Genomic DNA, 23,780 nt, shown 5'->3' on the forward strand with positions numbered 1-23,780 from the left:
GACCTGACGTTTTAAGCAATACCCCAGTCGTTTTTGCATCGGGACGACATCCCCCCCAGGGATAAGCTGCCGCAAAGCGTCGACAAAAGATTCGATGCGCCGCACTGGGGAGTGACCTGATGAGCCCAACCGAACTGCACGCCGACAGCATCGTCATTGATGGTCTGATTATCGCCAAATGGAACCGCGAACTCTTCGAGGACATGCGCAAGGGCGGCCTGACCGCCGCCAACTGCACCGTTTCGGTATGGGAAGGTTTCCAGGCCACAGTCAACAACATCGCCGCCAGCCAGAAGCTTATCCGCGAGTGCAGCGACCTGGTGATGCAGGTGCGCACCACCGCCGATATCCGCAAGGCCAAGGAGCTGGGCAAGACCGGCATCCTGTTCGGCTTCCAGAACGCCCATGCATTCGAAGACCAGATCGGCTACGTCGAGGTGTTCAAGCAGCTGGGCGTCGGCATCGTACAGATGTGCTACAACACCCAGAATCTGGTCGGCACCGGCTGCTACGAGCGCGACGGAGGCCTGTCCGGCTTTGGCCATGAAATCGTCGCCGAAATGAACCGCGTCGGCGTTATGTGCGACCTCTCCCACGTCGGCAGCAAGACCAGCGAAGAAGTCATCCTGGCGTCGAACAAGCCGGTCTGCTATTCGCACTGCCTGCCTTCCGGCCTCAAGGAACACCCGCGCAACAAGTCCGACGAAGAATTGAAGTTCATTGCCGACCATGGTGGTTTCGTCGGCGTGACCATGTTTGCGCCATTCCTCGCCAAGGGCATCGACTCGACCATCGACGATTATGCCGAGGCCATCGAATACGTGATGAACATCGTCGGCGAGGATGCCATCGGCATCGGCACCGACTTCACCCAGGGTCACGGCCAGGATTTCTTCGAGTGGCTGACCCACGACAAGGGCTACGCCCGCCGCCTGACCCGCTTCGGCAAGATCGTCAACCCGCTGGGTATCCGTACCGTCGGCGAGTTCCCCAACCTCACCGAAACCCTGCTCAAGCGCGGAATGCCTGAGCGCACCGTGCGCAAGGTCATGGGCGAGAACTGGGTGAGGGTTCTTTCCGATGTCTGGGGCGAATGATGAATACCTCCGGAGCCTACTGCGCACACCGATAGCCGCGTCGCGTCCTCGCGACAAGCTCGCCGTACATGCGTACTGCTCTCGCCTGTCGCTGCGGGTCTCCTTGCTCTCGGCGTGCTCGCTACGGCTCCACAGGCATCCATCCGCGCTTTTCTAATACGCAAGACACCATCTAATTCCGGAGCTTGAACACATGTCCACACACGCCCCTGAAATGCCCATCCAGGTCGACGACGAAACCGGCGTCTGGACCACCGACGCGCTGCCGATGCTCTACGTGCCCCGGCATTTCTTCGTCAACAACCACATCGGCATCGAGGAAGTACTCGGCGCCGAAGCCTATGCCGAGATTCTCTACAAGGCCGGCTACAAATCGGCCTGGCACTGGTGCGAGAAGGAAGCCGAATGCCATGGCCTGGTCGGCGTGGAAGTCTTCGAGCATTACATGAAGCGCTTGTCCCAGCGCGGCTGGGGCCTGTTCAAGATCCAGGCGATCGACCTGGACGCCGGCACCTGCGAAGTACGTCTGGACCACTCGGCCTTCGTTTACGTCTACGGCAAATGCGGGCGTCCGGTGGATTACATGTTCACCGGCTGGTTCGCCGGCGCCATGGACCAGATTCTCCAGGCGAAGGGCAGCAGCATCCGCACCGTCGCCGAGCAGGTCTATGGCGCGTCGCAGGAAGGCCACGACCACGGCTTGTTCCGCGTTAAACCACTCTAAAAACAACTTCAACCGTGATCGAAAACGTAGCGAGCGAAGCGTAGGCAAGGCGGAGGCAAAGCGAAAAGCGGAGTTTACTGTTGTAAATGAGCATTTTCGCTTCTGCCTCCAACGCCGCATAACCGAGCGCAGTAGTTTTCAGAGGATGCCGCCATGGCTTTCGAAGCAATGTTCCAACCCATCCAGATCGGCAAGCTGACCATCCGCAACCGCGTGATCAGCACTGCCCATGCCGAGGTCTATGCCACCGACGGCGGCATGACCACTGAGCGCTACGTGAAGTACTACGAGGAGAAGGCCAAAGGCGGTATCGGCCTGGCGATTTGCGGCGGCTCTTCCGTAGTGGCCATCGATAGCCCTCAGCAGTGGTGGAGTTCGGTGAACCTGGCCACCGACCGGATCATCCCGCATTTCCAGAATCTGGCCGACGCCATGCACAAGCATGGCGCCAAGATCATGATCCAGATTACCCACATGGGCCGCCGCTCCCGCTGGGACGGCTATCACTGGCCGACCCTGATGTCGCCGTCCGGTGTCCGTGAGCCCGTGCACCGGGCCACTTGCAAGACCATCGAGCCGGAAGAAATCTGGCGGGTGATCGGCAACTATGCCCAGGCCGCGCGCCGCGCCAAAGAAGGCGGGCTGGACGGCGTTGAGCTGTCCGCCGTGCACCAGCACCTGATCGACCAGTTCTGGTCGCCACGGGTGAACAAGCGTACCGACGAATGGGGTGGCACCTTCGAGGGGCGCATGAAATTCGGCCTGGAAGTGCTCAAGGCCGTGCGCGCCGAGGTGGGTGACGACTTCTGCGTCGGCATGCGCATCACCGGTGACGAGTTCCACCCTGACGGCCTCACCCATGAGGACATGAAAGAGATCGCCAAGTACTACGATGCGACCGGCATGCTCGACTTCTTCGGCGTGATCGGCTCGGGTTGTGATACCCACAACACGCTGGCCAACGTGATCCCGAACATGAGCTACCCGCCGGAGCCCTTCCTGCATTTGGCTGCCGGGATCAAGGAGGTAGTCAAGGTTCCGGTGCTTCACGCACAGAACATCAAGGATCCCAACCAAGCCTCGCGCATCCTCGAAGGCGGCTACGTGGACATGGTCGGCATGACGCGGGCGCATATCGCCGATCCACACCTGATCGCCAAGATCAAGATGGGCCAGGTTGACCAGATCAAGCAGTGCGTCGGCGCCAACTACTGCATCGACCGCCAGTACCAAGGCCTGGACGTGCTCTGCATCCAGAATGCCGCGACCAGCCGCGAATACATGGGCTTGCCACATATCATCGAAAAGACCACCGGACCCAAACGCAAGGTGGTGATCGTTGGCGGCGGCCCGGGCGGCATGGAAGCGGCACGCGTTGCTGCAGAGCGCGGCCATGACGTTACCCTTTTCGAGAAAAAGGACAGCCTCGGCGGGCAGATCAGCATTGCTGCCAAGGCGCCCCAACGTGACCAGATGGCCGGCATCACTCGCTGGTTCCAGCTTGAACTGGCGCGCCTGAACATCGACCTGCGCCTGGGTACCGGTGCGGACGTAGCCACCATCCTCGACCTGCGCCCGGACATCGTAGTGCTGGCCAACGGCGGCCATCCGTTCATCGAACAGAACGAGCACTGGGGCGCTGAAGAAGGCCTGATCGTCAGCAGCTGGGATGTGCTCGATGGCAAGGTCGCACCCGGGAACAACGTCCTGGTCTACGACACCATTTGTGAATTCACCGGCATGTCAGTGGCTGACTTCATCGCTGAGAAAGGTGCGAAGGTTGAAATCGTCACAGACGACATCAAACCCGGTGTGGCCGTTGGAGGTACGAGCTTTCCGACTTACTACCGCAGCCTTTACCCCAAGGAAGTGATCATGACCGGCGACATGGTGCTGGAGAAGGTCTACCGCGAGGGTGACAAGCTGGTGGCGGTGCTGGAGAACGAATACACCGGCGCCAAGGAAGAACGGGTGGTCGATCAGGTGGTGGTGGAAAACGGCGTGCGGCCGGACGAGACGCTCTACTACGCGCTCAAGGAGGGCTCGCGCAACAAGGGGCAGATCGACGTCGAGGCGCTGTTCGCCATCCAGCCACAACCCTGCCTGTCGGAGGCCGGCGATGGTTACCTGCTGTTCCGCATCGGCGACTGCGTGGCCCAGCGCAACACCCATGCAGCGATCTACGACGCGTTGCGGATCTGCAAGGACTTCTGACCTTCCAGCCCAGGCCCTGTAGGAGCGAGCGGGACGGTTGTCCTTGCTCGCGATGGCTGACGGAACACGTCGTCGGCACCGCCATCGCGAGCAGCCTCGCTCCTGTGCAGGCCTTGGCCAGTTGGCGCTTTCTGAGTTTCGATGCGTTCGCTAGGAGCCATCATGCTAGACACCCTACTCCCCATCCTGCTGTTCGCCGCCCTCGGCCTCGCCGTGCTCGGCGCCGGCAAGCGCTTCGCCATGTGGCGTCGCGGCCGGCCCTCGAAGGTTGACTGGCTTGGCGGCCTGCTGAAGATGCCGCGACGCTACCTGGTCGATCTGCACCACGTGGTCGAGCGCGACAAGTACATGTCCAAAACTCACGTCGCCACGGCTGGCGGCTTTGTGCTGGCCGCGCTGCTGGCGATCATCGTGCATGGTTTCGGCCTGCAGAACCGGATTCTCGGTTTCGCACTGCTAGCGGCCTGCATATTGATGTTCGTCGGCGCGCTGTTTGTCGCAAAGCGCCGCCGCAACCCGCCGGCGCGGCTGTCGAAAGGGCCCTGGATGCGCCTACCGAAAAGCCTGCTGATGTTCTCGTTCAGCTTCTTCATCGCCACCCTGCCGGTGGCCGGCATCCTGCCGCAGGACTTCGGCGGGTGGATACTCGCCGCCGTCCTGGCTGTGGGCGTGGCCTGGGGTGTGTCCGAGATGTTTTTCGGCATGACCTGGGGCGGGCCGATGAAGCACGCCTTCGCCGGCGCGCTGCACCTGGCCTGGCACCGCCGCCCGGAGCGATTCCGCAACCCCCACAATGCCAGCGCGGCGCGCTCCAGCGGCTTGAAAGCCCTTGATCTGGACGATCCGGACGCACCGCTGGGTGTGGAGAAACCCAAGGATTTCACCTGGAACCAGCTGCTCGGCTTCGATGCCTGCGTGCAGTGCGGCCGCTGTGAGGCGGCCTGCCCGGCTTTCGCGGCGGGCCAGCCGCTGAACCCGAAAAAGCTCATCCAGGATATGGTCATCGGCCTCGCGGGCGGCAGTGACAAGGGTTATTTCGGCAGCCCCTACCCGGGGATTCCGGTCGGCGAGCACGGTGGTAACCCGCACCAGCCCATCGTCTTCGCCGAAGGCAAGGGGTTGGTCGAAGCTGAAACCCTATGGTCCTGCACCACCTGCCGCGCCTGCGTCGAGGAATGCCCGATGATGATCGAGCACGTCGATGCCATCGTCGACATGCGCCGCCATCTGACCCTGGAAAAAGGCGCCACACCAAACAAGGGCGCCGAGGTGCTGGACAACCTGATCGCCACCGACAACCCCGGCGGTTTTACCCCAGGTGGCCGACTGAACTGGGCGGCTGACCTGAACCTGCCGTTGATGAGCGAAAAGAAAGAGACTGAAGTGCTGTTCTGGGTCGGTGATGGCGCCTTCGACATGCGCAACCAGCGCACCCTGCGCGCGTTCGTCAAGGTGCTGAAAGCCGCTAACGTCGACTTCGCCGTGCTCGGCCTTGAAGAGCGTGACAGCGGCGATGTGGCGCGCAGACTGGGCGACGAGGCAACCTTTCAACAACTGGCCAAGCGCAATATCGCCACCCTGGACCAGTACCGTTTTCAGACCATCGTCACCTGCGATCCGCATAGCTTCCACGTACTGAAGAACGAGTACGGCGAACTGGGAGGCCGCTACGAAGTGCTGCACCACAGCACATACATCGCCACCCTCATCGCCCGTGACCAACTGAATCTTGGCAAGCACCAAAGCGCCAGCGTGACGTACCACGACCCCTGTTACCTGGGCCGCTATAACGGCGAGTACCAGGCGCCGCGTGCCGTGCTCAAGGCCATCGGCATCGAGGTGAAGGAGATGGCCCGCTCCGGCTTCCGTTCGCGCTGCTGCGGCGGTGGCGGTGGCGCGCCGATCACCGACATCCCGGGCAAGCAACGCATTCCCGACATGCGCATGGAAGACATCAAGGAGACCGGAGCTGAGCTGGTGGCGGTCGGCTGCCCGCAGTGCACCGCCATGCTCGAAGGCGTGGTCGAACCGCGCCCACAGATCAAGGACATCGCCGAGCTGGTGGCGGACGTGTTGATCGAAAGTGCGCAAGCCCCAGCAAGCACACCCCCGGCGGTGAAGCGTGAGAAGGTCGTGGAGATGCATTCATGAGCAGGCGCCATTTTTTGCGATACCAACCTGCAGCGAGCTTGCTCGCGAAACGCCCGGACTTCCGCACTAACCCGTTCGCAAGCACGCTCGCGCTCAGGGAAAGCGCCCCGAACCAGGAGGCCCTGTGATGAACATCATCCGTCGCGATCCCCGCGCCGAGTGGATCGCCCGCAACCGCCTGCATCCGTTGCACACAGCGATGCAGACCAAAGGCGAGACGAGCTGGATGGGTCCCAACGGCGTCATTCGCAAGAATCCCCACGCCGTCGGTTTTATCGGCCCCAACGGGATCAAGCGCATTGACCGCAGCGGTGCCCAGCAAGGCGGCAGCAACAAGGGCGCCGTGACCAGGGAAGCGCTGCAACTACCGTTGCATCGCATCGAGCAGCCGAGCTTTCACATCGTCGTGGTGCCGGACATGCTAGGTGGCCGACTCTCCAGCCACGACCGCGACCTGCTCGGTCTGGCGCGCAAACTGGCAGGGGCCGAAGGAGCGGTACTGGCGGTGCTGTTCGGCGACTACAAGGAAACCGCCCTGGACACGGCCGGCGTGGACCGCCTGCTGCATCTCGAAGGCAGTGAGTACGAAGGCTACGCGCCGGAGCAACGCCTGCAGGCTTTGGTTGCCGTCGAACATCATTTCAAGCCACGTCACTGGTTGGTACCCGACAGTCGTGGCGGCGGCGCTGAGCTTGGCCGCCGTCTGGCTGCGAAGCTGGACGAGCGCCCGGCTACACGTGTCTGGCAGGTGGACGAAGCCCGTTGCACCGGGCGCGCCGGCGCGGGCCGCGAAGACCTGCAGCGGCCGTTGCCGAAGCTGATCCTGGCCGCCGCCGAGTGCGCCGAACCCGTCGCCGAGACCCGCCACGAAGTGCTGCCGGTGGAGTTGCAGGTCGTCGTGGCCCGTAGCCTGCCGCGGCTCGAAGATCTCGGCCCGGTTGCCGTCGATCCCGCGCAGATACCCATGGCCGAATCGGAATTCATCCTCTCCGGCGGCAACGGCGTGAAAGATTGGGACCTGTTCCACCGCGCCGCGCAGGTGCTAGGCGCCACCAAGGGGGCCTCTCGGGTCGCGGTGGACGATGGCTTCATGCCGCGTCACTGCCAGGTCGGCGCAACTGGTACCTGGGTCACAGCGCGGGTCTATCTGGCGGTCGGGATCTCCGGCGCCATCCAGCATCTGCAGGGTATCGGCGCCTGCGACAAGGTGGTGGCAATCAACCTGGATCCGGGCTGCGACATGATCAAACGCGCGGACCTGTCGGTCATTGGCGATTCGGCGGCGATTCTCCAGGCGCTGATGGAGCGGGTCGCCACCTATCGCCAGGGAGGACAACGCGATGCCGCGTGAATGCCTAGGGTGGCCGCCGTTGTTCGCAGCCACCATCACCACGTCTCGGTGGATCCATGAAGTGCGATTCACCCTACGGAGCACCCGTGATGAATGACCTGAATGTTATCGCCCTGGTTTCCGTGGGCGCTCACCCGACCTCGGGGCGAGCCCGCCGCGCCGAACAGGATGCGCGTGCCGTCGAGTTGGGCTTGCGCCTGGCGGGCGAGCGACTGCAGCTGGTGCATGCCGGTGCCCCCGAAGAAGAGGCACTGCGCGGCTACCTCGGCATGGGTCTGGCGGAACTGACTGTGCTTAAACAACCCTCCGGGGCCGACGCCCTGCCCGTGCTCGCTGACTACCTGGCAAACGCAGGCGCCCAGATGGTGCTGACTGGAAGCCAGGCCGAAACGGGCGAGGGCTCGGGCATGCTGCCCTACCTGCTGGCCGAGCAACTGGGCTGGCCACTGGTGGTCGGTCTGGCCGAAGTGGAGACAGTCGAAAACGGTAGCGCACTGGTACTGCAGGCGCTGCCACGGGGTCAGCGACGCCGGCTGAAGGTGCGCCTGCCGTTTCTCGCCAGCATCGACAGTGCAGGCCCACCGGCACGGCAAAGCGCGTTCGGGCCAGCCCGCCGTGGCGAAATCAGCGCCGAAGCGGTCCCCGTGATCGAAGACGAGCTGTTCGCCGAGGCGCAGCTGCAACCTGCGCGCCCACGCCCCAAGCGGCTCAAGGTCATCCATGGCAAGACCGCCGCTGATCGCTTGAAAGCCGCCACAGCCAAGGCGTCCGGCGACGGCGGACAGGTGCTTCGGGATCTGTCGCCGGAAGCCGGCGCTGAGGCTATCTTCAACTTGTTGCGCGAGGAAGGTGTGCTGCGCTGAGCGCAGTGACCCGTCTCGCATCGAAGCCAAAGGAGCAAACGCGATGATGCATGCCGATCTGATTGACCAGGACGATTTTCGTGATCGCCTCGTGTCGCTGGGCTTTGAGATACCCAGTGGCGTTACCGCCGAGCAGGCCTGCGAACGGGCTGTCAGCGGCCTCTCTCAGGAACGCGCGCAGGCACTGCGCCGATTGGTCGAGGAACTCCTCGGCGGCTCCGCAACCCTGCTGCCCGCGGTGCGTGAAGCCATCAGCAGAAAGTTGCTCCCGGCATTGGTGCGACCGTAGTACAACGCAGGGGCGGATGACGTTCCGTTCTGAAGCACGTCGCGCTTGCTCATGCGACGCGAGATGACGTCTCGCGTCGCATGAAGACGTGAGCGTTATCGTTCTGGATCAAGGCAGGCTAACGGGCCTGCCCCGCCCACTTGCGGCCCGGGAAACCTGTGGCTATCGGGCCAGCACCCGTCCTAGACGCTGCACTGGCCCAATCGGCGTTCATCAGGCTTCCATCAACCCTACGCTGGGTCGGTCTGGGCCAGGCGCTCATCAGCCTGGCCAGAACGTCTATCGTCGATCAGATGCGCACGCTGGCGAAGGTCGACTCACCCTGGGCCCGTTGCAACGCGGCCATGACGGCTGGGTGTTTGCGGACTTCATCAGGGCGAGGAATCAGCGCGACCACCTGCCCCGAGTGCTGACCCGAGCGCTCGTCACGCGGTGGAATGCCGAAGAACTCGCGGTAGCACTTGGAGAAATGCGGGGTCGAGACGAAGCCGCACACCGAGGCCACTTCGATGATCGACATGGGCGTCTGCTTGAGCAGCTGGCGGGCACGTATCAGCCGCAGCTTGAGGTAGTAACGCGACGGCGAGCAGTGCAGGTACTTTTGAAACAGCCGCTCGAGCTGGCGTCTCGACACGTTGACGTAACACGCCAGTTCGTCCAGGTCGATCAGCTCTTCGAGGTTGGCTTCCATCAACGCCACGATTTCCAGCAGCTTCGGCTGGTTGGTGCCCAGCATGTGCTTGAGCGGCACCCGCTGGTGGTCCTGTTCGTTGCGAATGCGCTCGCACATGAACATGTCCGAGATCGCCGCGGCCAGTTCACGTCCATGCTGCGCGCCGATCATATGCAGCATCATATCCATCGGGGCGGTGCCGCCGGAGGCGGTATAGCGATTGCGATCGATGGAGAACAGCCGGGGCGTCACCGTCGCACGAGGAAAGGCTTCCTGCATCGCCGCGAGACATTCCCAATGCACGCTGCAGTCGTAGCCATCGAGCAACCCGGCCTTGGCCAGCGCCCAGCTACCGGTACACACCGCCCCCATCTGACGACCATGGCGGGCTTGCGCCTGCAGCCAGTGAAGATGCTCGCGGGTCGCGCTGTGTAGGATATCCACCCCGCCGCAGACGATCACTGAATCAAGGCTGGGCGCCGTAGCGAAGCTGGCATCCGGCGTGATCTGCAGCCCGTCACTGGCCATTACCGGTTGCCCAGCATGGGTCAACGTGAACCAGCGATACAGCTCTTTGCCGGAAAGCTGGTTAGCCATGCGCAGCGGCTCGACGGCCGAAGCCAGGGAGATCAGGGTGAAGTTATCCAACAGCAAAAAGCCGATGGTCTGCGGGAGCCGATTCGGGGGCTGCGACCCGGGGTTGATCTGTGACAATGACGGATCCTCACGCTTAGCAATATTGATGAGCCTTGGATGGCCCTTTTCTTATTTTCCGGCGTGTAACGGCGCCGGGTTTTGCAGATATCAAGGCAAACCGCATGCCTATATTGATTGGATGTTCAATAAAAGCCGGCAGCCCGCCAAAACGGCCCTGCGGCAAGCGCTGGGGCCCGCAGAAAAAACTTGCTGTATCGGGCCGGCACGCCTGCTTTTGGCAGGGGCTGAGCACTTTGGTAGCAATGCCCGGCGTGTCGAGCGCGAAACTCGGGTAGAAAAAAACCGGCGGTAACAAAAAGCGGTAACAGGCAAGGGCCGGAACCGGCCGGCGCTGCGCCCGCTCACCCGAAGAACGCACCACAAAGATCCCGTGCATCGGTACCAACGCACGGATCTGGGTCAGCACTCGATCGCGTTGACTGCAAGGCCGCCACGGGACGTTTCCTTGTACTTGTCATGCATGTCCGCGCCGGTATCACGCATGGTGCGGATGACTCGATCCAGTGAGATGAAGTGCTCGCCGTCCCCACGCAATGCCATCTGTGCCGCATTGATTGCCTTCATCGCAGCGATGGCGTTGCGCTCTATGCAGGGCACCTGCACCAGGCCGCCGACCGGGTCGCAGGTCAGCCCGAGGTTATGCTCCAAACCAATCTCGGCGGCATTCTCGAGTTGCTCGGGCGTCGCGCCCAGAAGCTCTGCCAAACCAGCTGCCGCCATGGCGCACGCGGAACCGACCTCGCCCTGACAGCCCACCTCAGCGCCGGAAATCGACGCGTTCTTCTTGCAGAGAATGCCAACCGCCGCCGCCGCGAGAAGGTAATTGACCACATCGTCATCGCAGGCTTGCGGGTGGAATTTCATGTAGTAATGCAAGACCGCCGGAATGATGCCCGCCGCGCCGTTGGTGGGTGCGGTGACCATCCTCCCGCCCGCCGCGTTCTCCTCGTTCACCGCCAGCGCAAACAGATTCACCCATTCCATTGCGCTCATGGTCGAACCGATGACATTCGGCTTGCCCAGCTCCAGCAGATTGCGATGCAACCTGGCGGCACGTCGACGGACATTCAGCCCGCCGGGCAACACGCCTTCATGGCGCAGACCATTGGTTACGCACTGTTGCATCGCTTGCCACAGGCGCAGCAGGCCGCTGCGGACCTCCGCCTCACTACGCCAGGCCGTTTCATTAATCATCATCAGTTCGCTGACACGCAGCTCATTGCGCTTGCACAGCTGCAGGAGCTCGACCGCACTGGAAAAGTCATAGGGCAACGCGGTGTGATCCTGATCCAGCTGACCGGCTGCCGCCTGCTCGGCGTTGACCACGAAGCCGCCGCCGACGGAGTAATAGGTGTCCTGAAAAAGCTCGCCGGAATGCCCTTGCGCGATGAAGGTCACGGCGTTGGGGTGGTAGGGCAGGTTCTCCTCAAGCAGGAGCAGATCTTTCGCCCAGTCGAATGCGATCGGCCAGTGACCATCGAGCCGCAGCTGCCCACTGGAGCGAAGTGCCGCGATGCGCGGAGCGATCTGCTCCGGATCGATGAGGTCCGGCCGTTCGCCCATCAGCCCCATCAGTACAGCGTTATCGGTACCGTGCCCGACCCCGGTCGCCGACAGCGACCCATACAGACGCACCTCTACGCGCCACACACGTTCCAGCAGCTTGCGTTCGCGCAGCGCACCGACAAACAGCGCGCCGGCGAGCATGGGTCCAACGGTATGCGAGCTGGAGGGCCCGATGCCGACTTTGAAAAGATCGAATACGCTGATCGCCACGCTGAACGCTCCACAGGATGCCCCAAGACAGGGAGCATGATCATCGTTTTGCCTGCGAAAAGAAGTCTGGCACCGACGCACTCATGTCCAAATCCGTCAGCCCAGCCGCCGTGGACTTCAGGCAGCGACGACGGGCTGCCCCCGGCGCTGTTACGAGCGGAAGAACATCGTGCACAGCCACTCAATTTCAGTGGTGCCGCTCCGGACAAATGACGTATCGGATTCGGGCAGGAATTCGCGCATCACACCTGTCGCTTTTGCCCCGCAGTTGCGCGCTTACCTTGAATGTCTTCAGGCGTTGTCGCCGGGCCAACGAAGCTCCCGAAACGGAACAAAAAACTTCTCAATGACATTCAAACTCTGGTTAATCAGCCCATCCTCATGATTTTTTTTCACGTTGCCGCTGATGGCGCCAGGCCACGGCACAGCGATCTATCCGCGCATTTGCTGGAGTACAACTATGCCCAACGAAGAAACCCAGCGGTGCCATGATGAATTTTTTTCTGTTATGGTTTTTTTAGGCATACATGTCGCCGCTCAGTACGTGAGCGTCGCAACCCGACAATCGCAAGCGCCAAAGGGGAATATCGTTAAGTCATGTTTATCCGAAGTCGCCAGGTCAGCACAGGTCCTGGCAACGCCGAATGCCTTGCGCAGATGAACCCCCAGCCGTCCAGCAGAACGGCTGTACATAACAATAATAGGTAGCCGGTTCAGCCCCTATGGAGCGGCGACCACGATTGGCTTGCTAGTACTGCCAGAGGACCAAAGCAGCACAGCGGTGAATGACAGAACGTAGGAATCGGCCGATACGCGAGATGAACATTCAGCTCGCCTGCAGAGCCGCGGCCCGTCGAGTCCCGCCGCACCGCGTCCGCCCGAAAATATGTCAACCCATAAGCCATAGCAGTTGGCACTAGCCGGCAGCGCTGCAAGGCGCTTGCGGCCTCGTTTAGCTGATCTGGATGTCTACTGAGGGGAACCATCCCATGCGGTCTGGAAAAATCGTCGTCGAGAACCTTTACAAGGTCTTCGGCCCGCAGGAACAAGAAGCCATCGCCCTGCTCAAGCAAGGCTGGAGCAAGGACAAGATTCTCGCCGAGCGCGGTGCGGTCATCGGTGTGAGTGATGTTTCGTTCAGTGTCGAGGAAGGTGAAATCTTCGTCCTGATGGGCCTGTCCGGCTCCGGCAAATCCACGCTGATACGCCTGATCAACCGCCTGATCGAGCCCAGCGCCGGAGACGTCTTCATCGATGGGCAGAACGTTGCGAAACTGCCCCACTCACAACTCATCGACTTGCGTCGTCGCGACATGAGCATGGTTTTCCAGTCCTTCGCACTGATGCCGTCGCGCTCGGTGCTGGACAACGCCGCCTTCGGCCTGGAGGTCGCCGGCGTCGGTCGTCGAGAACGAGAAGAGCGCGCCATGACGGTGCTCACGCAGGTCGGTCTCGACACCTTCGCGCAGAAGTATCCGCACGAGCTGTCCGGCGGCATGCAGCAGCGCGTCGGCCTTGCCCGTGCGCTGGCGGTGAACCCTTCGATGATCATCATGGACGAAGCCTTTTCCGCCCTCGACCCGCTCAAGCGCCGGGAGATGCAGGACGTCTTGCTGGAGCTGCAAAAGACCCATCGACGCACCATCATCTTCGTCTCCCATGACATCGAGGAAGCCATGCGCATCGGCAACCGCATCGGCATCATGGAAGGCGGCAAGCTGGTTCAGGTCGGTACGCCGCAGGAGCTGATCGACAACCCCGCCAGCAGCTACGTGCGCAATTTCTTCGAAACCGTCAACACGACCCGTTACCTCACCGCCGGCCAACTCAAGGCCGACAGCGTTCCGCTCTATGTGCACAACGGCAAGGCGCCGGACGCCCTGCAGGTCTGTCAGGAGTTGCAAGCGATGGACAAGCACTACGCCTTCGTCGTTGACGAGGACAAGAAATTCCGCGGTTCGATCAGCCTGGAACGCATCGCTCTGCTGGTCGAGAACGGCCAGACCTGCGCCCTCGAGGCGGACGTGTTGAAGCAGATTGATCCCCTGACCGAAGACCAGCCACTCGACCAGGTGATCGAACGCCTGGTGGATAACGAAGGGCCTATGCCCGTGGTGGACAGCCAAGGGTTCTACGCGGGCGCCATCAGCAAAGGCCGCCTTCTGACTCGCCTGCAGGAGGAATGATCATGAGCAAAGAACTCGATCTGGGGAGCTGGGTCAACGACGTCGTCCAGCACCTGCTGGAGAACTACAGCGGCGCCTTCGATAGCCTGGGCAGTGTGGTCAGCGGATTTTCCGAAGGTATCGAAGCATTGCTGATGCTGCCGCCGGCCTGGCTGCTCATCGCCATTTTCGTCGGCCTTGGGCTGTGGCGCATCGGCGCCCGGTTCGCCGTCTTTACCGCCGTATCCTTCATTCTCATCGTGCTCACCGGCTTCTGGGAGCAGACCGTGGTGACCCTCGGCCTGACCTTTTCCGCCACGCTGATCAGCCTGGTCCTGGGCGTTCCGCTGGGTATCTGGTCGGCTCGCAGCGAACGCGTGGCCATGATCACCCGCCCGATCCTGGACTTCATGCAGACCATGCCGGCATTCGTCTACCTGATTCCGGCGGCGATGCTGTTCGGCCTCGGTCGCGTACCCGGCATCATCGCCACGGTGATTTTCGCCATGCCGCCAGCGGTGCGCCTGACCAACCTGGGCATCCGCCAGGTCAACAAGGAGATCGTCGAGGCCGGACAATCCTTCGGCTGCAACGCCCGGCAGCTGCTGTTCAAGGTGCAGTTGCCCAACGCAATGCCGTCGATCATGGCTGGGGTCAACCAGACCATCATGATGGCGCTGTCGATGGTGATCATCGCCTCGATGGTCGGCGCTGGCGGTCTGGGCAACGACGTGCTGGCCAGTATCCAGCGACTGGACATCGGCCTCGGTTTCGAAAGCGGCATGGCCGTGGTGCTGCTGGCAATCATCCTCGACCGCATCACCGAAAGCTTCGGTACTGCCAAGCGGGCCACGCAGAAAGCTGCCTGGTACACCTGGGTGAGCACCAAGCTCAGGCTGCAGCGCCAGTAGACCATCACGAACCGTAGACACAGGGATTTACGATGAATACGTTCAAGAAGATCACGGGTATCGGACTGTTCTCCTGCGCATTGATGCAGAACGCATGGGCGCAGGAGCCAGCCAGCTGCGAGAAGGTGCGCTTCGCTGAGATCGGCTGGGCGGACATCGCCGCCACCACAGGCGTGGCGATGGTGCTGTCCGAAGGCCTGGGCTACGACCCAAGCAAGGTGATGGCCTCGGTACCGATCGCCTTCACCGGCGTGAAAAACAAGCAGATCGATGCCTTTCTCGGATACTGGTCGCCCTCCATGGACGCGGTCATCGAGCCCTTTACCAAGGATGGCGGCGTCAAGGTGCTCGAGTCGCCGAATCTTGAGGGCGCCAAATACACCCTGGCGGTGCCGACCTACGCGGCCGAAGCAGGGCTGAAGAGCTTCCAGGACATCGCCAAGTTCGAAGACGAGCTGGGCGGCAAAATCTACGCGATCGAGCCGGGTAACGACGGCAACCTGCTGATCGAAAAGATGATCAAGAGCGACCAGTTCGGCCTCGGTGATTTCCGCATGGTCGAATCCAGCGAAGCCGGCATGCTGGTTCAGGTGCAGCGCGCGATCAGGAAGAAAGAGCCAGTGGTGTTCCTCGGCTGGGCTCCACACCCGATGAACGCCCAGTACGACCTGACCTATCTGGCTGGTGGCGATGAGGTGTTCGGCCCCGACTACGGTGCCGCCAAGGTATTCACCGTGGTGCCGCCGGATTATCTGGAACGCTGCGCGAATGTCGGCAAATTGCTGCAGAACCTGCAGTTCACCGTCCCCATCGAGAGCGAGCTGATGAGCATGGCGCTCGAACGCGACGATCCGCAGACCGTGGCGAAAAGCTGGATCAAGGCCAACCCGGCCATCCTCGAGCAATGGCTGGCGGGCGTGACGACCTTCGATGGCCAGGATGGCGTTGCCGCCGTGAAGAAATTCGTCGGTCTCTGACCGCTTGAAGGCACTCAGGCAACGCAGGGCCGGGCAAGGATAGCCAGCAGGCCCGTCCCGGCCTGTGCCCGAGACGAGTCTGCCGCCCAGCCGCAACACAACCGATCACATTTCATTTTCGCCGGTGCGCAAGCAGAACCAGCGCGCCGAACCGTGCATGGGATTTCGCTCAACCGCTGAAATCCCTGCAACAAACCGCAGTCCTCGCAGAACGGGACCACGGTCGGCATCACTGCCATATCCTGACATGGAGCTATAACGCATGAGTCTATTCAAGCACCTTCTTTGTGGTCTCGGCGCCGCCAGCATGGCGCTCGGCATGGCCACCAGCATGGCGGCGGACAAGCCCGAGCTGAAAATCGGCTACGTAAACGGCTGGGACGATAGCGTCGCCGCCACCCACGTGGCAGGCGAGATTCTCGAAAGCAACCTGGGCTATACCGTCAAGCTGCAACCGGTCGAGCCGGCCATCATGTGGCAGGGCGTCGCACGCGGTGATCTCGACGCCACGCTCTCCGCCTGGCTGCCCGCCACCCATGGTGAATACTTCGAAAAGCTGAAGGATAAAGTCGTGGTGCTCGGCACCAACTACGAAGGCGCCAAGATCGGTCTGATCGTACCGGACTACATGGATGCCAAAAGCATCGCCGATCTCGACCAGCACAGCGAAGCACTGGGTGGCAAGATCACCGGCATTGATGCCGGAGCCGGCGTGATGCGCCGCACCGAAGATGCCATCGAGCAATACGATCTGGACATCCGGCTGATGGCCAGCTCGGGCCCGGCAATGACCACCGCGCTGACCCGTGCGGAAAAGGCGAAGGAGCCCATCGTCGTCACCGGCTGGATCCCGCACTGGATGTTCGCCAAATGGAAGCTGCGCTTCCTGGATGATCCGAAGAAGGTCTTCGGCGATGACGAACACGTCGACACGGTCGCCAACCCGGCCCTGGCCAGCAAGGCTCCCGAGGCCGAGGCCTTCCTGAAGAAATTCAGCTGGAACGCCGAAGAAGTCGGTGAAGTGATGCTGGCTATCCGCGACGGCGCCAAGCCGGACGCTGCCGCTCGCGAATGGGTCAAAAACAACCCGGAACGCGTCGCCGGCTGGCTCGAATAACCATCGATCCCCCTACACCCTATCTCTCCCACCCCGACCGCGCCCTTTGGCGGGCGCCGCTCGAAGCCATGGAGTCGTGCGCATGCGTGTAATCAAGTGGAGCACCCTGGCGCTGGCCGTCACCGCCGCCGTCAACCAGCTGGCCGTGGCCAGCGAACAGTCGGAAGCCGCCGACTTCGTCGACGACAGCAACCTGACGCTGCTGAACAAGAACTACTACTTCGCCCGCGACAACCATGCGCCTGGCGCCGATCCGAGCCGCATCGAAGAGTGGGCTCACGGCATGCTGCTCACCTATGAGTCCGGATTCACCCAGGGCCCCGTCGGCTTCGGCGTCGATCTCCATGCCGGTGGTGCCATCAAGCTAGACAGCGGTCGCGGCACCAGCGGCACCGGCCTGTTACCGGTGGACAGTGACGGCCGCGCCGCCGACGAGCTCGGGTTCGCCGGAGGCGCCGTCAAGCTGCGCATCTCCAATACCACGCTCAAGTACGGTGACCTGACCCCTACCGCCCCGGTCTTCTCGCCGGGCACCGGGCGCATTTTTGCCAGCACCGCCAACGGCTTCCAGCTGATCTCTGGCGAAATCGAGCGGCTGACGGTCGATGCCGGCTACTTCACCTCGATTCGTGATCGCAACCGCTCGGTCAATCGAGACGGCGAAATCACCCTGGTCTATGCCGGCGCCATCGACTCGGAAACCGTCGGCTACCTGGGCGGCACCTACCAGCTCACCGACAGCCTCAGCGCCACACTCTATGGCTCCAAATACGAGGATGTCTGGACCCAGTACTACGGCAACCTGAACTACGCATTGCCACTCGCCGAAAACCAGGCGTTGACCTTCGACTTCAACGTCTACGACACCCGGGACGAGGGTGCAGCGCTGGCCGGCGACATCAACACCACGGCCTGGTCGCTGGCTGCTGGCTATTCGATCGGCGCCCATACCTTCACCCTCGCCCACCAGCAGGTGAACGGCAACTCGCCCATGGACTACATCAGCATAGACGGCACCAACGCCGGCGACTCCATCTACCTGGCCAACTCCTCGCAATGGTCCGATTTCAACGCGCCCGGCGAGCAGTCCATGCAAGCCCGCTACGACCTCGACATGGCGGCCTACGGCGTGCCTGGCCTGAGTCTGATGGCCAGATAGATATCGACGGCGCGAGCGTCGACCCCAACGGAGCCTACGCCTACTACGCCGGAGCCGCCGGCAAGGGCAAAGAGTGGGAGCGCGACCTTGAAGCCAAGTACGTCGTTCAGGATGGCGGCCTCAAGGACCTGTCCCTGCGCGTGCGCTACGCCACGGCACGCGGATTCGCTGGTGATATCGACGAGCTGCGCGTGATCACCGAGTATCCGCTGGATATTCTCTGATCGGCAGCGGGCGGGTGCTCGCGCACCTGCCCGCCACCGCACAGCCCGCTTGCGCCGGCGGCTGTGTCCGCCCGTCCGTCATCGCTGATCACACGACACCGGCATGCGCAATAGCGACAACTGGCCCTTTATTGATTGATCGTTCAATAAAAAATCCCTAGGCTGGTCGCCAGTCAAACCCTGACCGGAGCCCCCCTTCATGCCCAAGGTTGGAATGCAGCCCATCCGGCGCAAGCAACTGATCCACGCCACGCTCGAAGCGGTGGATCAGGTCGGCATGAGCGACGCCAGTATCTCGATGATCGCGCGTCTGGCAGGTGTCTCGAACGGCATCATCGCGCACTACTTTCAGGACAAGAACGGCCTGCTCGAAGCCACCATGCGACACCTGATGAAAGCGCTCAATCAGGCCGTTCGTATACGCCGCGAGGCGCTTACCGACGACAGTCCGCGCGCGCACCTGAAGGCGATCATCGAGGGCAACTTCGACGATAGCCAGGTGAACGGACCCGCGATGAAAACCTGGCTGGCGTTCTGGGCGTTCAGCATGCATCAACCCTCCCTGCACCGGTTGCAGCGGATCAACGACTGCCGCCTGTATTCCAATCTCTGCTGCGAGTTCCGCCGCGTTCTGCCGAAGGAGCAGGCACGCTCGGCTGCGCGAGGCATGGCGGCATTGATCGACGGCTTGTGGTTGCGCGGCGCGCTGGCCAGCGACGACTTCGATATCGAACAGGCATTGCAACTGGCCTATGACTACCTGGATCAGCTACTGACCAAGCAGGTGCACTGATCCCCTTCTTCACTACGCACCGCGAGGATGACCATGCCCCGTTTCGAACAACAGAAACTCTACATCGATGGCCGCTATACCGAGGCCACTAGCGGCGGCACCTTCGAGACCGTCAATCCAGCGACCGGCGAAGTGCTTGCCGAGCTCCAGCGCGCGTCGCGGGACGATGTCGATAAAGCTGTCGCCAGCGCCACCGCGGGACAGAAGGTCTGGGCCGCGATGACCGCCATGCAGCGCTCGCGCATCCTGCGCCGAGCGGTCGACATCCTGCGCGAACGCAACGATGAACTGGCCGAACTGGAAACCCTCGATACCGGCAAGCCGCTGGCGGAAACCCGCGCAGTGGATATCGTGACCGGGGCCGATGTGCTCGAATATTACGCCGGGCTGATCCCGGCCATCGAAGGCGAGCAGATCCCGTTACGCGATACCAGCTTCGTCTATACCCGCCGCGAGCCGCTGGGTGTGGTGGCCGGGATCGGTGCCTGGAATTACCCGATCCAGATTGCCCTATGGAAGTCCGCACCGGCATTGGCGGCCGGCAACGCGATGATCTTCAAGCCCAGTGAGATGACGTCCCTGAGCACCCTGAAACTGGCCGAGATTTACACCGAGGCTGGCGTGCCGGATGGCGTATTCAACGTGCTCACCGGCAGCGGTCGGGAAGTCGGCACCTGGCTTACCGAGCATCCAGGCATCGAGAAGATTTCCTTCACCGGCGGCACCAGCACCGGCAAGAAGGTCATGGCCAGCGCGTCCAGCTCCTCGCTCAAGGATGTGACCATGGAGCTGGGTGGCAAGTCGCCGCTGATCATTTTCGAGGACGCCAATCTCAACCGTGCCGCGGACATTGCGGTCATGGCCAACTTCTTCAGCTCTGGCCAGGTCTGCACCAATGGCACCCGCGTATTCATCCATCGCTCTTTGCAGGCGCGGTTCGAAGCCAAGGTGCTCGAGCGGGTAAAACGCATCCGCCTGGGCGACCCGCTGAACGCGGAAACCAATTTCGGCCCCTTGGTGGGCTACGCACACATGGACAGCGTGCTCGATTACCTCGAGTCGGGCCGGGCGGAAGGGGCACGTCTGCTTTGTGGCGGCGCAAGGGTGACCGACGGTGAATACGCCAAAGGTGCCTATGTCGCGCCAACCGTGTTCAGCGATTGCCGCGATGACATGCGCATCGTGCGCGAAGAGATCTTCGGGCCCGTCATGAGCATTCTGATCTTCGATGACGAAGCGGAAGTGATCCGCCGCGCGAACGACACCGAGTACGGCCTCGCTGCCGGCGTGGTGACCAACGACCTGGCCCGCGCCCACCGTGTCATCCATCAGCTCGAAGCGGGCATTTGCTGGATCAATACCTGGGGCGAGTCGCCCGCTGAGATGCCGGTCGGCGGCTACAAGCAATCCGGTGTCGGCCGTGAGAACGGCCTGACGACCCTGGCGCATTACACCCGCACAAAATCGATCCAGGTCGAACTGGGCGATTTCGCCTCGGTGTTTTAGAAAACAGCCACGAGCTGCAAGGCAGCCGGCGCTGCTCACGCCTTTTCTCGACGGCGTGACGGCTGCCGCCTTCGTCCAGAGGATCTGACTATGGAATTCGACTACATCATCATCGGTGCTGGCTCGGCCGGTAACGTTCTGGCAACCCGCCTGACCGAGGACGCCGATGTCAGCGTGCTGCTGCTCGAAGCCGGAGGTCCCGACTACCGGATGGATTTCCGTACCCAGATGCCCGCCGCGCTGGCCTTTCCGCTGCAGGGGCGGCGCTATAACTGGGCCTACGAGACCGATCCCGAGCCGCACATGAACAATCGCCGCATGGAGTGCGGTCGGGGCAAGGGCCTGGGCGGCTCGTCGCTGATCAACGGCATGTGCTACATCCGAGGCAACGCCATGGACTACGATGGCTGGGCCAAGGCGCCCGGTCTGGAAGACTGGACCTATCTCGACTGCCTGCCCTATTTCCGTAAAGCCGAGACACGTGACATCGGCCCCAACGACTACCATGGCGGCGACGGCCCGGTGAGCGTGACCACGCCCAAGCCCGGCAACAATCCCTTGTTCCGCGCCATGATCGAGGCCGGCGTACAGGCCGGCTATCCGGAAACCGACGACCTCAACGGTTATCGCCAGGAAGGCTTCGGCCCGATGGATCGCACGGTCACGCCCAAGGGGCGTCGCGCCAGCACCGCGCGTGGGTATCTGGACATGGCCCGTGGCCGACCGAACCTGACCATCGTGACCCATGCGCTGACCGATCGCATCCTGTTCAGCGGCAAGCGGGCCATCGGTGCGGCTTACCTGCATGGCAGCAGCGACACGCCAGTGATCGTCCATGCCCGGCGTGAAGTGCTGCTGTGCAGTGGCGCCATCGCCTCGCCACAGATCCTGCAGCGCTCTGGCGTCGGCCCGGGCGCGCTGCTGCGCGAACTGGGCATCCCGATCGTCCACGATCTTCCAGGCGTCGGGGCCAACCTGCAGGATCACCTGGAGATGTACCTGCAGTACGCCTGCAAACAACCGGTTTCGCTCTACCCTGCGCTGCAGTTGCATAACCAGCCTCTGATCGGCGCCGAGTGGCTGTTCCTGGGCAAGGGCATCGGCGCCAGCAACCAGTTCGAGGCGGGCGGGTTCATTCGCTCGCGCGCCGAGTTCGAGTGGCCGAACATCCAGTACCACTTCCTGCCGGTGGCGATCAATTACAACGGCAGCAACGCGGTAAAGGAGCACGGCTTCCAGGCCCATGTCGGTTCCATGCGCTCGCCCAGCCGCGGGCGTGTACATGCCCGCTCGCGGGACCCGCGCCAGCACCCGAGCATCCTGTTCAACTACATGTCGTGCGAGCAGGATTGGCAGGAGTTCCGCGACGGCATCCGGATCACCCGGGAGATCATGGCGCAATCGGCACTGGATCCCTATCGCGGCCGAGAACTGAGTCCCGGCGCCAACATCGACAGCGATGCCGAGCTGGATGAGTTCGTCCGCCAGCACGCCGAAACCGCCTTCCATCCGTCCTGCTCCTGCAAGATGGGCGAAGACGAGATGGCCGTGGTCGACGGCCAGGGCCGGGTGCACGGCCTCGACGGGCTACGGGTGATCGATGCCTCCATCATGCCGCTGATTACTACCGGCAACCTCAACGCGCCGACCATCATGATGGCCGAGAAACTCGCCGACCGGGTTCGCGGGCGCACGCCGTTGCCGCGCAGCACCGCGCCGTATTACGTCGCGGGATCCGACCCGGTGCGCAACGCGGCGCAGACACAGCCGGCAGCCGCGCAGAAGGCGCAGAAGGCGCAAAGCGTTCAAGTCTAGGGGGCCGATATAGGGTGGATGATGCTCTGTTCATCCACCTGTGCCACCGCTCGGTGGAGCGCCACCCGGTGGATCGGTGAAGCGTGATCCACCCTACCAAGCTCTTGCATGTGCGCACTTAGGAATCAGGCGACGCTCAACCAAACGTCATGGCGTAGGGTGGATGACGCTTTTTTCATCCACCTTTGGCACCGCTTGGTGCAGCGCCACCCGGTGGAGCGCCACCCGGTGGATCGGTGAAGCGTGATCCACCTACGAAGCTAAACCTCAGAGCGAGGCCTTCACCGCCGCTAGCCCATCTTCACCCTCGCGGGTTGTGACGCCTTGCAACCAGCCTTCGAGCACCTCGGGATGGGCCTGTATCCAAGCCTTCACCGCCGCCTCGTTGCTGGCGTTTCTGGCCAGCACCTCGTCCATGATGGCGTTCTCCATGTCCTGGGTGAATTTCAGATTGGAGAGCAGCTTGCCGACATTCGGGCACTGCGCAGCATAGCCCTTGCGCACCAGCGTATTGACCGTCCCGCTTTCGCCGAAATAAGCCTCGCCGCCCTTGAGATACTTGATGTCGTGTTGCACGTTCATCGGGTGCGGCGTCCAGCCGAGAAAGACCACGCCCTTGTCCCGCTTAACTGCCCTGCCGACCTGCACCAGCATTGCCTGCTCGCTGGACTCGATCAACTTCCAGTCGCCAAGACCGAATTCATCGTTAGCGATCATTTTCTGGATCGTCAGGTTCGCTGGCGCACCGGCGGCAATCCCGTAAATCGTCTTGTCGAACAGATCGGCGTGCTTGTCGAGATCCTCGAAACGCTTCACGCCGGCATTCCAGACCGAAGTCGGCACCGCCAGGGTGTACTCGGTGCCGGTCAGGTTCACGCTGTGCTCGTCGATCTCACCGGTGGCCACGAACTTGTCGTAGTTGTCCTGTTGCGCCGGCATCCAGTTGCCGAGAAAGACATCGACCTGATCCTTGGTCAGCCCGGCGAAGATGATCGGCACGCCCAGCGTCATGACCTGCGGCTTGTAGCCGAGGCCTTCGAGCAGCAGGCTGGCGATGCCATTGGTTACGGCAATGTCGCTCCAGCCCGGATCACCCAGGCGCACCGTGGCGCACTGTTTGTCTTCGATCACGCCCTGCGCCTGGAGACTCGTGGCGGCCAGCAACACGCTACCGGCCACAACCGCATTTATTGTTTTTCTCATGTCCGTCTGCCTTCTCTCTATTCGAAAGGATTCCGTAAACACGGCCTGGTTGCTG

At 62.3% G+C, this 23,780-nt stretch carries 18 protein-coding genes and 1 pseudogene; 15 read left to right on the top strand and 4 right to left on the bottom strand.

The genetic code is table 11. The features are described 5' to 3' along the window. Window positions 1-119 precede the first annotated feature (119 nt). The 7 genes from DQ405_RS06125 to DQ405_RS06155 all read left to right on the top strand — a co-directional run bounded on the left by DQ405_RS06125 (window position 120) and on the right by DQ405_RS06155 (window position 8,689). Window positions 120-1,097 carry a dipeptidase gene (locus tag DQ405_RS06125; protein ID WP_168423372.1) on the top strand — a complete coding sequence of 326 codons (978 nt, stop codon included), beginning with the start codon at window positions 120-122 and terminating at the stop codon, window positions 1,095-1,097. Window positions 1,098-1,290: 193 nt separating this feature from the next. Then, complete coding sequence (locus DQ405_RS06130; RefSeq protein ID WP_168423373.1) at window positions 1,291-1,821, top strand: 4-vinyl reductase; 531 nt, start codon at window positions 1,291-1,293, stop codon at window positions 1,819-1,821. Window positions 1,822-1,974: 153 nt separating this feature from the next. Next, the gene (gene dgcA, locus DQ405_RS06135; RefSeq protein WP_168423374.1) at window positions 1,975-4,035 is read left to right on the top strand and encodes a dimethylglycine demethylation protein DgcA; all 2,061 of its coding nucleotides are present in this window, start codon (window positions 1,975-1,977) and stop codon (window positions 4,033-4,035) included. Between the two features lie 162 nt (window positions 4,036-4,197). Continuing rightward, window positions 4,198-6,186, top strand: coding sequence for a dimethylglycine demethylation protein DgcB (dgcB, locus tag DQ405_RS06140; protein ID WP_168423375.1), 1,989 nt, complete (start codon window positions 4,198-4,200; stop codon window positions 6,184-6,186). Between the two features lie 124 nt (window positions 6,187-6,310). Then, entirely contained in the window at window positions 6,311-7,537 is a 1,227-nt protein-coding gene (gene etfA, locus DQ405_RS06145) for an electron transfer flavoprotein subunit alpha (protein WP_168423376.1), read from the top strand. A gap of 89 nt (window positions 7,538-7,626) precedes the next feature. Then, window positions 7,627-8,400, top strand: coding sequence for an electron transfer flavoprotein subunit beta (gene etfB, locus DQ405_RS06150; RefSeq protein WP_168423377.1), 774 nt, complete (start codon window positions 7,627-7,629; stop codon window positions 8,398-8,400). 43 nt (window positions 8,401-8,443) lie between these two features. Next, window positions 8,444-8,689: a hypothetical protein gene (locus DQ405_RS06155; protein ID WP_168423378.1), complete on the top strand. Its 246-nt coding sequence runs from the start codon at window positions 8,444-8,446 to the stop codon at window positions 8,687-8,689. A 289-nt stretch (window positions 8,690-8,978) separates the two neighbouring features. Here the strand turns inward: DQ405_RS06155 and gbdR are convergent, their stop codons facing one another. The 3 genes from gbdR to DQ405_RS06170 are packed head-to-tail and all read right to left on the bottom strand — an operon-like array spanning window position 8,979 to window position 11,855. Further along, the gene (gbdR, locus tag DQ405_RS06160) at window positions 8,979-10,076 is read right to left on the bottom strand and encodes a choline metabolism transcriptional regulator GbdR (protein WP_168423379.1); all 1,098 of its coding nucleotides are present in this window, start codon (window positions 10,074-10,076) and stop codon (window positions 8,979-8,981) included. Window positions 10,077-10,092: 16 nt separating this feature from the next. Then, entirely contained in the window at window positions 10,093-10,485 is a 393-nt protein-coding gene (locus DQ405_RS06165) for a hypothetical protein (RefSeq protein WP_168423380.1), read from the bottom strand. Continuing rightward, window positions 10,479-11,855 (bottom strand): L-serine ammonia-lyase, encoded by a 1,377-nt coding sequence (locus DQ405_RS06170; protein WP_168423381.1) that lies wholly within the window; start codon window positions 11,853-11,855, stop codon window positions 10,479-10,481. Before DQ405_RS06170 ends, DQ405_RS06165 begins: the two co-directional genes overlap by 7 nt. Before the next feature lie 989 nt (window positions 11,856-12,844). Between DQ405_RS06170 and DQ405_RS06175 the strand changes: the two genes are divergently transcribed. From DQ405_RS06175 to betA, 8 genes and pseudogenes are all read left to right on the top strand, one after another. After that, window positions 12,845-14,041 carry a quaternary amine ABC transporter ATP-binding protein gene (locus DQ405_RS06175; protein ID WP_168423382.1) on the top strand — a complete coding sequence of 399 codons (1,197 nt, stop codon included), beginning with the start codon at window positions 12,845-12,847 and terminating at the stop codon, window positions 14,039-14,041. Between the two features lie 2 nt (window positions 14,042-14,043). Next, complete coding sequence (locus tag DQ405_RS06180; protein WP_174824653.1) at window positions 14,044-14,931, top strand: ABC transporter permease; 888 nt, start codon at window positions 14,044-14,046, stop codon at window positions 14,929-14,931. Between the two features lie 32 nt (window positions 14,932-14,963). After that, on the top strand, window positions 14,964-15,908 hold the full coding sequence (locus DQ405_RS06185; RefSeq protein WP_168423383.1) for a choline ABC transporter substrate-binding protein: 945 nt from the start codon (window positions 14,964-14,966) through the stop codon (window positions 15,906-15,908). Between the two features lie 262 nt (window positions 15,909-16,170). Continuing rightward, window positions 16,171-17,025 carry a glycine betaine ABC transporter substrate-binding protein gene (locus DQ405_RS06190; protein WP_168423384.1) on the top strand — a complete coding sequence of 285 codons (855 nt, stop codon included), beginning with the start codon at window positions 16,171-16,173 and terminating at the stop codon, window positions 17,023-17,025. Between the two features lie 82 nt (window positions 17,026-17,107). After that, a pseudogene (locus DQ405_RS06195) lies at window positions 17,108-18,408 on the top strand (OprD family porin). Window positions 18,409-18,607: 199 nt separating this feature from the next. Then, on the top strand, window positions 18,608-19,201 hold the full coding sequence (betI, locus tag DQ405_RS06200; RefSeq protein WP_168423385.1) for a transcriptional regulator BetI: 594 nt from the start codon (window positions 18,608-18,610) through the stop codon (window positions 19,199-19,201). Between the two features lie 33 nt (window positions 19,202-19,234). Beyond that, window positions 19,235-20,707, top strand: coding sequence for a betaine-aldehyde dehydrogenase (betB, locus tag DQ405_RS06205; protein ID WP_168423386.1), 1,473 nt, complete (start codon window positions 19,235-19,237; stop codon window positions 20,705-20,707). Between the two features lie 84 nt (window positions 20,708-20,791). After that, on the top strand, window positions 20,792-22,522 hold the full coding sequence (betA, locus tag DQ405_RS06210; RefSeq protein ID WP_168423436.1) for a choline dehydrogenase: 1,731 nt from the start codon (window positions 20,792-20,794) through the stop codon (window positions 22,520-22,522). Between the two features lie 267 nt (window positions 22,523-22,789). On the opposite strand, the gene choX is transcribed toward betA, so the two are convergent. Continuing rightward, complete coding sequence (gene choX / locus DQ405_RS06215) at window positions 22,790-23,725, bottom strand: choline ABC transporter substrate-binding protein (RefSeq protein WP_168423387.1); 936 nt, start codon at window positions 23,723-23,725, stop codon at window positions 22,790-22,792. Window positions 23,726-23,780 lie beyond the last annotated feature (55 nt).

The sequence above is a fragment of the Pseudomonas sp. SST3 genome (genome assembly GCF_003325755.1).